The sequence below is a fragment of the Flavobacterium plurextorum genome (assembly GCF_024638035.1).
In the GTDB taxonomy this organism is placed as follows: domain Bacteria; phylum Bacteroidota; class Bacteroidia; order Flavobacteriales; family Flavobacteriaceae; genus Flavobacterium; species Flavobacterium plurextorum.
This window is the reverse complement of sequence record NZ_CP100442.1, coordinates 3622468-3635743: the sequence shown is the minus strand read 5'-3', so window position 1 is coordinate 3635743 and position 13276 is coordinate 3622468. Positions and strand designations below refer to the sequence as shown.

Genomic DNA, 13276 nt, shown 5'->3' with positions numbered 1-13276 from the left:
TTTTATAGTATTCTTGTGTTTAATAGGATTTTAATAAAACGGAGTATCAAAATGACATCAAGTCTTAAGTTCAAATAGAATTAAATTTTGATTTCCAACACTAAATCCGTGGCGCTTGAAACTTTTTTTTAGGAATAAAGACAAGATATTGTCAATAGAATCATGCTCTTTTTAAAGTTCTCTAAATCATTTGTTAGTCTTTCATCTTTAAGTTAGAATAAAATGATGGGCTTACCCCCATATTATTCTTATAGAAATGTGAAAAATGACTTTCATCATTAAATCCAAATTCATCGGCAATCTGCTTTAATGTAAATTGCCCTGACTCTAATCTTTTATCAATGAGTGCTATTCTATATTGATTCATATATTCTCTATACCCCATTTGAAAGTTTCGTTTGAAATAAACGCTAAAATACGTCGGAGCAATATTAAAATGAAAGGCAATCGATTTTATTTTAAGTTTATCTGGTTTGTATATATACTGATGAATATAAGAGATGAGTTGCTCTTTCTGGGGTAAATGATCTTCGCCATTGAGAGACATATTACTTATTGTCTCTTTTATAATACCAAATAAGGCTAATATCTGATAAAAAACTATAGGTGAGGTTGCGGCATTTTGAAATGTATTATAAAGCAGTATGTTATCGATTGTATGGCGTAAAATCGTTTTAACCTCTAAAACAAATTCCAATTTAACTTCTTTCAGTACTTTATTATTCATAATGCTTTCAGGACTGCTGGCCATATAGTCCTGGAGCTTCCAAAGTTCTTTACTGCTAAAATAGTCATCGGTAAACTTGATACATATTACCCGAGTTCTACTCTCCATTGTAAAGTTGTGTTGGTCTTCTGGTGAAATAACAAACAGATCTCCCGATGCATAAGAAAACTCATTCTGGTTTACATGATGTACCCCTTTGCCGCAATAAATATATACGATCTCATAATAATTCTGACTGTGTGAGCTCAGGTGAAAATCATTTTCTTCAAAGTCCAAAATTTCCAGAGCGTAAAATTGCTTTAGTTTAACCATGTTTTTTTAGAAATCATTTCTAAGTATTTTCGATATTTCTATTTTTTATGCTTTCAATAATCATAGTTGCGATAAGAGATATCGCACCCCCGGCAATGGATTCTAAAAAGCGCATTAATCCGGAATGCCAAACAATATCAAATGTCTTGTCATGGGTACTTAAACCTACAATAATCACAGTGATACATCCAATCTTTAAAGCACCTGTCCATTTAAATAACGAAATCAAAATACAGGTAAAGAATACAGAAATTCCAAGAGATAAAAAAAGGTTACTAGTAAAATAGATAATTATGGTGGTCAACAAAACCCCAACAAAGGTACCGAGTAATCTATCTTTTATTAAACTCCTGGCATTTTTTGGCAAATCATCAAATACTACAATTGCCGATACCGCACACCATATCCCACTGAGATAATCATCTGAAAGTCTGAGGAGCTTATTGATGCCTAAACCAAAAAAGTAGGAAATAAAAATGACAATTGTAAGTAGCATGGCTTTAATGACAATACTGGAATCGAGATTATCTTTAAAAATCTTTAGCCTCATAACTGGGTTTAGTTAAGATTAAAATGCCACAAATATACAAATCAAAGTTGTCCTTATGCAAAAAACATAGCTTAGATCTTAAGTAAATTTGTCATCAATACTAGTTTTTTTTCCCCCATCCTGACTTCCTTTAATAAATTAGGATTTGTGCATTGCAATTATTTGCACCCGGGAGATACTTATCTTTTTATGAAAAAAAATATTATGTACGCAATCAAAAAAAACTTCCTTCACAACAAAGATCCTACAACTTTAGTTCTTTAAAAAAATGTTCGCTTTTTATCCTTTTGGGTATCTATCAACAGCCTTTTTACTTCTCTTATAATTGGCAGTTAAAGACAATATACAACCTATAAATTTATCTAAAGTTCGATAGTGCCTTGATGGAGTATACCCTTTAAACTAAATACCGGATGTACCAACCTGATTATTGAAATTAAAATTTTGCACGGATTTCCAGTGATCAAATTTTGGAATATTATGGTAGATGTATTAAAAGTTGAAATGATTTATACACTAAAAACTTAAACTTTTTATACATCTATTTGACATCGTTGTACAAATTGCCCCCATAGATTTGATGTAATTTTACTGTAAAGAAACTGAGCAATAATATTTTAAAAATTAAATAAAATGGAAAAATTCAGAAACAAAACTGTCTTTATAACCGGCGCTGGTGGTGGGATTGGAAAAGCCATAGCATTTGCATTTGCTGAACAAGGAGCAAATATTGCTCTACTGGACGTTAAAAAAGATTATATAGAACCGGTGGCTAAAGAACTACGTTTACTAGGGAGCAAAGCACTGGTATTAGAAGTTGATGTTACAAATTACCAGTCAGTCAGCAATGCCGTAAGTGAGACTATAAGTACTTTCGGAACTTTAGATGTAGCGGTAAACAATGCAGGTGTGGTTGGAATTGGAAGTATAGAAGAAATAGACGAGCAGGAATGGGATAGAGTACTTTCTGTAAATGCAAAAGGTGTATTTATATGCACTAAGGCCGTTTTAGAGGTAATGAAACCCCAAAACAGTGGAGCGATAATCAATACAGCCTCAATAGCTGGTAAAATGGGAATGGCTCATCTGTCACATTATGTTGCTTCCAAATTTGCCGTAATCGGTTTTACAAACAGCATTGCAAAAGAAGTAGCCCAAACCGGTATAACTGTAAATGCAATTTGTCCGGGTATTATAGGTACAGGAATGTGGCGTGGGAAAGGTGGTATTGCAGATCGTTGGAAACAATCCAATGAAACAGAAGCCCAATCATGGGAAAGAAACAAAAAAACGCTAATACCGCAAGGTGTAGATCAAAGTGCGGGAGATATCGCTGCTGCTGTCTTGTTCATCGCTTCAGCTCCACACATCACCGGACAGGCTATTGCTGTTGATGGTGGAATGACTATGTAAACCCAAATAAATACAAGAATAATTAATTACAAAATATATAAAAATGGATACTCATATTGGAATTAAAAACGAAAATAGATTAGCTGTAGCTGAAATCTTGTCCAAGTTATTGGCAGATGAATTTATATTGTATACCAAAACAAGAAACGCCCATTGGAACGTCGAGGGACCCGATTTTCATTCTATGCACCTTTTCTTTGAAGCTCAATATAATCAATTAGCAGAATTAATGGATGGTGTTGCTGAACGTATCCGTACCATAGGTCATTATGCGCCAGGAACATTGAAAGAATTTTTGGAACTAACTCATCTTAGTGAGTATAGTGAGAGAAAAAATAATAGTCAAGGTTTTATCAAAGATCTTTTGGCAGACCACCAAAGTATTGTAGAATTTATCAGAGGCGGTATAAATACTATTGATGATAAATACAAAGATCCAGGTACTAGCGATTACCTTACAGGTTTCATTGAAATACATGAAAAAATGGCTTGGATGCTAAGAGCTCATTTAAATGGGTAAATAATCGAACTGCAGATAAATAATAAAAAATGACATTACCTCTTAAGAGGCAATGTCATTTTTATATACACCTAAAATACAACAAAAATAAAATTATACTTGCACAAGAAATACTAATATCACCTTGTCCAAGAGGCAGAAGATAATCAAGATCGATAAAAGATATTTTAAAGTACATAAAAACTTTTTTTATATTACCACAACTACCCGGAATTATATCAATATCATGTTTAAACGAAAATTGGTCCATACTTTTTATTATATAATCCGCCTGTACTTCCGCTTGATCATAACCATCTTAAACCTTGCGCTATCATAAATCAAACCCAATAGTAAAACCATAACTCCTATCAATAGAACGTGCAATCCGATCTTGGAGTAAAAAATGCCTCCGACAATACCTCCGGTAAAAAAAAATCCGATAATTGTGGCTCGTAATTTTATGGAAACTAACAACTTTTTTCTAACCATCGATTCACGATAAAAAAAGAGCTGAGACAGTTCAATTCCAAGATCAGTAAAAAGTCCTGTAAGATGAGTAGTTCTTACGGTTGCATTGGAGATTCTTGTTACCAGCGAATTTTGTAATCCCATTGCAAAAAGAAGGCAATAGGCAATTAAATCTGGGGTTTCTAATCTTAAATTCACTCCAAAAATCCCTATTGCTAAAAGAATCAAACTTTCAATAGCTGTTGGAATAACATACACATATTTTTCATTTTTGTGTAAAAAAAATTCTACCAACAAACTAGAAAAAAAAGACCCCAGAAAAAAGAAAAAAATGTATAAAAAATAACTAATTCCTTGTTTGAAATTAAGTTTGAAAATTTCATCTACAAAAAAAGCAAAATGCCCCGTTACATTAGTAGTTAACTTCTGAACTGCTAAAAAGCCAGCCACATTTACCATCCCTGCTACAAACGATAATAAAGAAGCAATTTTAAGATTATGTCTTAAATTTCTTTTATTGCCCTGATGTTTGAACATTATATTGATTTAAGTTTACACCCTCTCTTTGTTAAAATTTCTTCTTAACTAGATTTTTTAGTTTTGTTTTAAAAATTTGCCACATGAACCAAGCGCTGCAAATTGATCAGCTGTATTTTACGTCCTTCCATCCAAATCAGGTTTTCTTCCTTAAAATCATGCAGTACCCTTGCCAGGGTCTCATTTGCTGTTCCCGCCATGTTTGCTAAATCTGCACGAGAAAGCGTAATAAAAACATCTTTTTCATTATCACTTGTTTTATATTTATCGTGCAAAATAAGTAAACTAAGAGCTACGCGTTCCCTGACTGTTCTTTGTGATAAGACAGCCATCAAATTGGCCATAACACTAAACTCATGACTAAGAGATTTTAAAAGTAAACGGGAAAATACTGCAGATCGATCAAGAATATTGAAAAAATCCTCATTTGAAATAAAAGAAATAATTGAATTCTCAAGAGTCAGTGTTGTATCTCCATAAGATTCATTACTTAAAATAGCAGAATATCCAAAAAACTCACCTGAATTATAGATATATATAATCTGCTCTCTCCCATCATTATCAACCTTATATTTTTTTACTTTGCCAAATTGTACAAAAAAAATGCCAGTGGGCGAGCTCCCTTCCGTGAAAACAGCCTCATTTTTACGGTAATTTTTACTTTGCATTACTTTTTCGAGCAAGTCCTTATCACACTGCGGAAGCTCATTTAAAAGATAGTGATTATTAAAGATAAATTTTGAAATCATAGTCAAAAACAAAGTTACACTATTTTTCTGCTTCACTTTCCATACTTGATTTAAATCAAATTTAATTGCAATAATAATCATTCCAATGTATTTCTAGTTAACGTAACTTTACGCCAATTACGAAATAGATCGTAAAATTAGGAACAGGCTGAACAATTTTAATCCAGTTTAAAACTTTGAAAACATGTTTATTCCCAAAGGACTGCAGTATACCAGAAATCACTTATGGTTAAGAAAAATTGGAGTATACGATTATTTTATTGGCCTCACTGATTTTGCTCAGAAAGAAATAGGTAGAATTAACCTAATTGAGCTCAAATTAGAAGACGACTGTATGAAAAAAGAAATATTATGGGGTACTATTTACGGATATAATGAGACTTTTACTCTCGTTTCTCCTTTTGAATGTAAAATTATGTCAACTAATATTACCTTGGATAAAAGCCCCTCAAGTATTAATAATAATCCCTATCTGAATTGGCTTTTGAGAGTCTCAGTCGAAATGGTTATCTCACCTAGTGCATTCTTAAGTAGTGAAGAATATATTGAACTCATTCTATGATTTTTAAATCTCTTAAATTAAATTTAACTGTTGAGGACACCACCTTCAATGAGTTATATCCAAGTAGAATAAAAAGACTCGCAGCCCGTCATTGGACTCCAGTTGCAGTAGCCAAATTTGCAGCTGAGTATTTAGTAGATAAGCCTTACAAGAAAGTATTGGATATTGGTTCTGGAGCAGGGAAATTTTGTCTGGTAGGAGCAGCTTCTACAACAGGTATGTTTTATGGGGTGGAGCAAAGAGCTTCACTTGTTAAGCTATCAAAAAAAATTGTTGACAAATATGATCTGGCTAATGTAGAATTTATTCATTCCAACATCAATGAAATTTCATTCTCTGACTATGAGGCCTTCTATTTTTACAACTCTTTTTATGAAAATATAGATTCTTCCTGCTCAATTGATAAAGCAATACTTCCTGAGAGAGAACTCTTTTATTCCTACTCAAAATATGTAAAAGAACAACTTGAGCAGACACCAATCGGTACGCGATTAGTTACCTATTGGAGTAACGGGGAAGAAATTCCAGACAGTTTTAAATTAGAATATATTGCCTGCGAAGGCGTATTGATCTTGTGGCGGAAGATATCGTAACTAAATCTGCTAACATTAAAAATAAAACACTAATGTGGTCAAAATCTAATAAAAGGGGCGACTTTTTTACCGCAAAAAGTTAAGGCAGTCAAGCTGCTTATTATTTCCATTTTCGACATTATTAGTTTTGTGATAAAATAGTGGCACACAAGTATTGATAGCAACGAAAACGCAGCAAAATAGTTCTCTAAGCTCTTTCGGTTCAAATATATTGAAGCCCGCAATCAAAGCTTAATTGCTATTATTTCCCCTTAAAGATTAATGATTCTTCTGCACTGAAAAAAATGGAATTAAAAATGGTTAATTTAAAGAGGTCATTTAGGACAAAATGTAACGACAGTTTAATTGCAATGATATTGACATTTCAGAAATAATAGTTTTGTCATAAAACTTAATTTATTTACTTAAAGATCATTTTTCTTTTATTACCAAAGCAATATGCGTGTGAATGCCCCTACTTCATATTTACACTGAAAACCAATCACTTAACCCTCATAAAACCCATTTAATATAAAAGTTGTATATTTGCACCATCATAAGAAATTGATGCACAGCTTTTTTATGCTGATCTACATTTTGATGAAATGTAGAAATTCCAGTTGTTCAGTACAAATACTTAATTACTTCATCAGTAATTTAATTTTTAAATCTATTTTCAAAAGAATATTTTTTTTTTGAATCTGCTACACTCTGTTTCTAGAGTATAATCTATTGAGATATTTAAAATATAAACATAAGACTATAAGTTTTTATGCGCTTATTTTATTGTAAAAAGTTTTTATCATTAAAGACTTTTAAATAGTATTTTGTACTATGGTCATCAGCAGAATAATTTTGGTTAAACGTTTAACCGTTAACATGTGTACAATTTCTTATGTTATATATTAACTGAAAAAATCTAATATGGAAAAAATTGAAAACGGTAGAAAAGTAAAACTTAAAGTTGAAGATCTGACTATTATTTTTGGCAAAAATAAAGAAAAAGCACAGGAACTTTTAGATAAAGGCTTTTCCAAAAAGGAAATTCTCGAAAAAACGGGCTGTACTGTAGGAATCAACAAAGCTAGTTTTGAAATCTATGAGGGTGAATTTTTTGTGATCATGGGATTATCAGGAAGTGGAAAATCTACTTTACTGCGTTGCCTTAACCGACTAAATGAACCAACTTCAGGAAAAGTATACATCAACGACGATAATATTACTGATAAAAACAACAAAGAACTTCTGGAAGTAAGAAGAACGGAGATGAGTATGGTATTTCAAAAATTTGGACTACTACCCCATCATAATGTTTTAGACAATGCAGGTTTCGGACTAGAAATAAGAGGAGAAACGAAAGCTTCTCGTGATGAAAAAGCACAGAAAGCATTAGATATTGTAGGATTGAATGGTTTTGAGAATCAGTTTCCTTCTCAACTTTCAGGAGGAATGCAACAGAGAGTAGGATTAGCACGAGCTTTGGCTAACGATCCTGAGGTATTACTTATGGACGAGGCTTTCTCCGCCCTCGATCCTTTAATCAAATCTGAGATGCAGGATCAGCTGCTTGAGTTGCAAGATACGCTACAAAAAACCATTGTTTTCATTACACATGATTTGGACGAAGCTATTAAAATTGGAGATCGTATTGTTATTATGAAAGACGGTGTAATAGAACAAATAGGAACCGCTGAAGATATTTTAACCAATCCTGCCAGCGACTATGTAAAAGCTTTTGTAGAAAAAGTAGACCGCAAAACAATTATCACTGCCAAATCTTTGATGTTCGACAAAGCTACCGTGGTGCGTTTCAGGAAAGACGGTCCTGAAGGTGCTCTAAGAAAAATGAGAGCAACAGGTTTAGAAACCTTACCTGTGGTAGATTTTCAAAATAAATTTCTCGGCTTTGTAACACTCAATAGCATTGTACAAATTGCAAAGAAAAATGAACCGACAGTAGAATCGGTTATCGACAGCAACGTCCCTTCAGTCTATCAAGAGGCTACGGTCGAAGAAATGTTACCATTAATTTCCGGAAGCAAATCAGCTATTGCTGTGATAGATCAAAACAACAAATTTTTAGGTCTTGTTACCCAGTTATCTCTCATTATAGAAGCTACAAAGTTTAACGAAGAAGAAATCATTGAATTAAAAGAAATCGCAAACAATCAATAAGATGAATAAAACTATAGATATCGGTCAATATGTAGAAACTGCAATTAATTGGCTTACAGAAAACGGAAAACCTTTATTTGATGTCATAAAATATATAGGAAACTCCTCTATTATGGGGATTGAATGGACTCTGGTAAACACTCCGTTTTATGTTATCATTCTCCTTTTTACGTTATTAGCATGGTGGAAAGCAGGAAAAGGCATCGCTATTATGACCGTAGGGGGGCTTACTTTAATATTTTTAATGGGATTATGGATAGAAACCATGGAAACACTGGCGCTTATTTTTGTTTCAACCATTACTGCGCTTGTTATTTCTGTTCCCTTGGGAATTTGGGCTGCTAAAAGCAAATTGGCTGCAAAAATCATCCGTCCTTTATTGGATTTAATGCAAACAATGCCTGCATTTGTATACCTGATTCCTGCTGTATTATTTTTCAGTATCGGTAAAGTACCCGGTGCCTTTGCAACTATTATTTTTGCGATGCCACCCGCAGTACGATTGACCACGTTGGGAATTGAGGCTGTTCCGAAAGATATCGTAGAGGCAGCCCGCGCTTTTGGAGCTACCAATCGCCAGATTTTATTTAAAGTAGAACTTCCTTTAGCCATGAAAACTATTTTGGCAGGGATCAATCAAACGATACTATTATCATTATCCATGGTTGTTATTGCAGGAATGATTGCTGCAGGCGGTTTAGGTGAAAAAGTATTAGAAGGAATTAATAATCTAGATATCGGATTAGGATTTGAAAGTGGCTTATCCGTTGTGATTTTAGCTATTATTCTGGACCGAATTACTCAGGGATTTGTTAAGAAAAAACAATAAGATGAAAAAGTTAAAATACTTATTATTTCCGATTTTAATCACCCTTGTAAAACTCAGTGATATTGACCACCTGATTACAATTTAAAGTGACCACCTTGTTTTGGTTTAAAGTGACCATCTAATTCCGGTGCAAAGTGAGCACCTCGATTTATTTCAAAAAACTACTTTTTTTCGTGTGTTAGTTATTATTTCAAAGATAGATAAATAATTATCCTTTGTTTATGCTTTTTTTCTTCCTCATTGATTCCCCATGCAGTTCAACTCTATGTGATTGATGTATTAGTCTGTCTAAGATTGCATCTGCTATAGTTTTCTCGCCAATTATATCATACCATCCCTGAACCGGGATTTGCGAGGTTACGATAATTGAGCCGTTGTTATGTCTGTCCTCAATGATCTCTAAAAGTGCAATTCTGTTGTGACTGTCAAGAGACTGCAGGCCAAAGTCATCGAGTATGATAACATCCTGTCTTTGTATTTTCGTGAGTTCTCTTAGATAAGTGCCGTCTGCTTTTGCCATTTTGAGCTTTGCAAACAATTTTGCGGAGTTAAAATAACTTACCTTATAACCTTCTATGCAGGCCTGATAGCCAAGTGCTGTTCCTAAAAAGCTTTTGCCGACACCCGTGCTTCCTGTAATTAAGATATTCTCATTCTTTTCTACAAAACTGCACTCTGCAAGCCGGAGTATAAGATTTCTGTCGATGTTTCGGGACTGGTCAAAATTGATGCTTTCAATATTTGATTTGTAGTGGAATCGTGCATTGGCAATACTCCGTTCTATACGTCTGTTGTGTCTTTCATCCCATTCGGCATCTATTATCATTGATATAAACTGATCAAGGGTATAATGATCAGTTTTGCCACTTTCGATAGCTGTCATGAAGGCATTGTGCATTCCATGAAGCTTCATCTGCTTCATTTTTGTTACGGTAGATTCATTCATTGTATATTGATTTTAGTTATAATAATTTTTTCCTCTAATATTATTGTGTTCGGGAAGATCCTGTTCCTGTTCCATTTCGTGTTCAATAGATATTTTATCCAGACTGTTATCTAAGATGTTCTGTATAGTTTTAAAATTATAAATCTTAAAGTCCAGAGCGCGTTTACAGGCATTTACTAATCTTTCTGTACCTACTTTCTTTTCAAAAGATAATATCCCTAAACAGCTTTTATAGGCCTGCTCCGGGTGGTTTCTGCTTTCGATTATCTGCATAATGTATTCTCCTACTGCCGGATCAATACTGTTGGCCCAATCAATAAATCTTAGGGCATTCCATTGGGATACAAATTGATGTGTGCTTGCCAGATGTTCAGGATTTGTAGAGTAGATGTAAGGCTTGGGATTTCTGATGTGAGTAGCTATACGATTGTATTTGAAGTAGATTTCTACTGTAGAGTTTGTGTATAGCAGTTTTACTTTTTTCTTTAAATATTGATAGGGTACACTGTAATAATTTTTATCCTGGCTTAACTGAACATGTCCATTCTGCATAACTGTTGCCAGGGACTGGTATTTAATCTCAAAGCGTTCCAGAGGAAGCGGCTGCAGTTCATGTCTTTCATCTTCAATGAAGAGTTCAAAACGAGAGTAGGGTCTTCCAGTAAGCTTCTTATTGTTATGAGCATCCAGCAGGGCCCAGATTTCCTGATTTAGTTCGTCTATACTGAAGTATTTAGTGTCTTTTAAGTTTGCATAAATTCTTCTGTAAAGTATTTTAACCGCACCTTCGACCAAAGATTTATCTCTTGGTCTATATGCTCTTGCTGGGAGAATAGTAGTCTCATAATGTTCTGCTAAATCTGCCAGAGTTTCATTAATGGTAGGTTCGAAGCGGCTGGTTCGGATTACGGCAGATTTTAAATTGTCTGGTACTATTGCAGCAGGTGTTCCTTCAAAAAAGCGCATTGCATTCTCTACCGAAGCTACAAAATCTTCCTTTTGCTGGCTCATGGAAGCTTCCGCATAAGTATATTGGCTTGCTCCGAGTATAGCTACAAAAAACTGCACTTCTCTGATCTCTGATGTGCTTTTGTCTAAAATTGAGAGTGTCTTTCCAGCATAATCTACATACATTTTATCACCAGCCTTGTGGTTCATATGCATCACAGGATTTACTTTATTACCCCAGTCCCTGTAACGGTTTCTGAATTGGGTAATTCTCAAGCCATCGGGATTTAAAGCGATATATCTCTCCCACATGATTTGTATGGTAATGCCGGTTTTTTTTAATTCCCGTTCCATCTGTGGAAAATAAGCATAGAGATCCTCGATTCTTGAGGAAAGAACTTCTGCGGGGCCTGGGGAAAACAGTTCATCTAATTCAGTATCGGTTTTCTTGTTGACAGACTCAAGGCTTAATCCAAGCACTTCAAATAAAGAGATGTATTTTTTTACTGTGTTTCTGGAAAGCGATAAATACTTGCTTATAAACAGCTTGCTTTTGCCGTTACAATGTAATTTAATAACTTTTCTAATTTTATTCATGTCTAGTTTGTTATTTGCCATAGCCTGTACTTTTTATACAGATCCATGGTTTAACAACATGAAAAAGAAGTAGTTTTTAGTGGTCAATTTGAACCGAAACTATGTGGTCAGTTTAAATTGAAAAGTGGTGGTCAGTTTGATCCGAAAGCGGTGGTCACTTTATGCTGAAAAAGCGTGGTCAATTTGACCGTTTTTTCCACTAAATACCCTAACTCTTTAAGACTGTCCAAAAAACCATGGGCAGTATTCTTCTTTAGGGCTAATGCCTGTGCGACATCATTCAGCCTTACAAAATTCCCGTTTGACGCTATATATTCTAAAATCTGAAACGTTTTTTTTACCGATTGGTTCATAAGTTCGCGTATAACGAACAAATGTACATTTTATCCTTTATACTTCATTAAAAGTTCGAAAAATAAATATATTTGAACCATATTCCATTTTTTTATGGAAGACATTAATATACGTTCTGAAATATTACAGCGGAACTACAAAAACACTACATATGAATAATCCGATTACAAATGTACTGGTTACCGGTGCAAGCAATGGTATAGGTCTTGCTCTTACCAAAAAATTATTACAGGAAGGTGCAGCAGTGATTGCTGTTACTCGTTCAGGGGAAATTACCGATTTTTCGCATCCAAAGCTGACTGTCATTAAAGCTGATATCAGTTCTGAACAAAGCATTAAAAAAGCGGCAGAAAAGGTTAAAGAACTTGGGATCAAATTGGACTGTGTGGTAAACAATGCAGGAGTTGGCCTGGATTTAGGAGATGAAATTCCTACTGAGGAACTAATGAATGCAACATTTGCTACAAATACAACCGGAACTGTGCTGTTTACTGAAGCATTTATAGAGTTTATACAAGATGGCGGCCAGATTGTATTTTTATCAACAGCAATGGCACTTCTTCGTAATCTGGCTCCAAATGCTCCTGCTTACCGAATGTCCAAAGCTGCAATAAACATTTATGCAGTTATGTTAAGCCAAAGGCTTGCAGATAAAAATATACGTGTTACCCCGCTGCATCCAGGATGGGTACAAACCAGAATGGGGGGCGATACAGCTCCGGTAACTCTTGAGAAATCGGTAAATGGCATCTACAAAGCAATTACTGAAAACACCCAGACAGGAAAATTCTGGAATATTGAATTGGACGCGGTTGAAGAATTTTAAGGGCTGATCAGAATAGATTCCTTTTATAAAATAGGATATTTTCCATATCTCAATTTTAACAAATGAAATTAAAACCTGAAATAATTCTGTTTCGGGTTTTAATTTTTATGCCTGTCTGCGCAAAGCCAGTCTTTTAAATATTCTTAATGTAGTTTAAGATAAATTCTTAAACTGGATCATTCCTGTAAAAATCAGAAAAGCGTACTTTT

At 34.2% G+C, this 13276-nt stretch carries 14 protein-coding genes; 7 read left to right on the top strand and 7 right to left on the bottom strand.

Features of this window, described 5'->3' with window-relative positions; translation table 11 throughout:
* Positions 1-193: 193 nt before the first annotated feature.
* Together NLG42_RS16145 and NLG42_RS16140 are read right to left on the bottom strand one after the other, a co-directional pair.
* Positions 194-1039, bottom strand: coding sequence for an AraC family transcriptional regulator (locus tag NLG42_RS16145; protein ID WP_257681572.1), 846 nt, complete (start codon positions 1037-1039; stop codon positions 194-196).
* A 19-nt stretch (positions 1040-1058) separates the two neighbouring features.
* Positions 1059-1589, bottom strand: coding sequence for an FUSC family protein (locus NLG42_RS16140; protein ID WP_257681571.1), 531 nt, complete (start codon positions 1587-1589; stop codon positions 1059-1061).
* A gap of 633 nt (positions 1590-2222) precedes the next feature.
* On the opposite strand from NLG42_RS16140, the gene NLG42_RS16135 reads away from it, so the two are divergent.
* Entirely contained in the window at positions 2223-3002 is a 780-nt protein-coding gene (locus NLG42_RS16135) for an SDR family NAD(P)-dependent oxidoreductase (protein WP_257681570.1), read from the top strand.
* A gap of 43 nt (positions 3003-3045) precedes the next feature.
* A complete protein-coding gene (locus NLG42_RS16130; protein ID WP_257681569.1) occupies positions 3046-3522 on the top strand; it encodes a Dps family protein in 477 nt (158 codons plus the stop codon).
* Between the two features lie 258 nt (positions 3523-3780).
* Here NLG42_RS16130 and NLG42_RS16125 read toward each other — a convergent pair whose 3' ends face one another.
* Positions 3781-4509 carry a YoaK family protein gene (locus NLG42_RS16125; protein ID WP_257681568.1) on the bottom strand — a complete coding sequence of 243 codons (729 nt, stop codon included), beginning with the start codon at positions 4507-4509 and terminating at the stop codon, positions 3781-3783.
* A 68-nt stretch (positions 4510-4577) separates the two neighbouring features.
* On the bottom strand, positions 4578-5339 hold the full coding sequence (locus tag NLG42_RS16120; RefSeq protein ID WP_257681567.1) for a Crp/Fnr family transcriptional regulator: 762 nt from the start codon (positions 5337-5339) through the stop codon (positions 4578-4580).
* A gap of 103 nt (positions 5340-5442) precedes the next feature.
* Here NLG42_RS16120 and NLG42_RS16115 point away from each other — a divergent pair, with 103 nt between their 5' ends.
* The 4 genes from NLG42_RS16115 to NLG42_RS16100 all read left to right on the top strand — a co-directional run bounded on the left by NLG42_RS16115 (position 5443) and on the right by NLG42_RS16100 (position 9396).
* On the top strand, positions 5443-5820 hold the full coding sequence (locus tag NLG42_RS16115; protein ID WP_257681566.1) for a glycine cleavage system protein H: 378 nt from the start codon (positions 5443-5445) through the stop codon (positions 5818-5820).
* A complete protein-coding gene (locus tag NLG42_RS16110; RefSeq protein ID WP_257681565.1) occupies positions 5817-6413 on the top strand; it encodes a class I SAM-dependent methyltransferase in 597 nt (198 codons plus the stop codon). Before NLG42_RS16115 ends, NLG42_RS16110 begins: the two co-directional genes overlap by 4 nt.
* A gap of 903 nt (positions 6414-7316) precedes the next feature.
* On the top strand, positions 7317-8567 hold the full coding sequence (locus NLG42_RS16105) for a quaternary amine ABC transporter ATP-binding protein (RefSeq protein ID WP_257681564.1): 1251 nt from the start codon (positions 7317-7319) through the stop codon (positions 8565-8567).
* A 1-nt stretch (position 8568) separates the two neighbouring features.
* Positions 8569-9396, top strand: coding sequence for an ABC transporter permease (locus tag NLG42_RS16100; protein ID WP_257681563.1), 828 nt, complete (start codon positions 8569-8571; stop codon positions 9394-9396).
* 208 nt (positions 9397-9604) lie between these two features.
* Here NLG42_RS16100 and istB read toward each other — a convergent pair whose 3' ends face one another.
* The 3 genes from istB to NLG42_RS24515 form a co-directional block, all read right to left on the bottom strand.
* Positions 9605-10342 carry an IS21-like element helper ATPase IstB gene (gene istB, locus NLG42_RS16095; RefSeq protein ID WP_111376075.1) on the bottom strand — a complete coding sequence of 246 codons (738 nt, stop codon included), beginning with the start codon at positions 10340-10342 and terminating at the stop codon, positions 9605-9607.
* Positions 10343-10354: 12 nt separating this feature from the next.
* Positions 10355-11887, bottom strand: coding sequence for an IS21 family transposase (istA, locus tag NLG42_RS16090; protein ID WP_257683992.1), 1533 nt, complete (start codon positions 11885-11887; stop codon positions 10355-10357).
* Between the two features lie 131 nt (positions 11888-12018).
* Entirely contained in the window at positions 12019-12240 is a 222-nt protein-coding gene (locus NLG42_RS24515; protein ID WP_413614441.1) for a helix-turn-helix domain-containing protein, read from the bottom strand.
* A gap of 152 nt (positions 12241-12392) precedes the next feature.
* On the opposite strand from NLG42_RS24515, the gene NLG42_RS16085 reads away from it, so the two are divergent.
* Positions 12393-13067 carry an SDR family NAD(P)-dependent oxidoreductase gene (locus NLG42_RS16085; protein ID WP_179003772.1) on the top strand — a complete coding sequence of 225 codons (675 nt, stop codon included), beginning with the start codon at positions 12393-12395 and terminating at the stop codon, positions 13065-13067.
* Positions 13068-13276 lie beyond the last annotated feature (209 nt).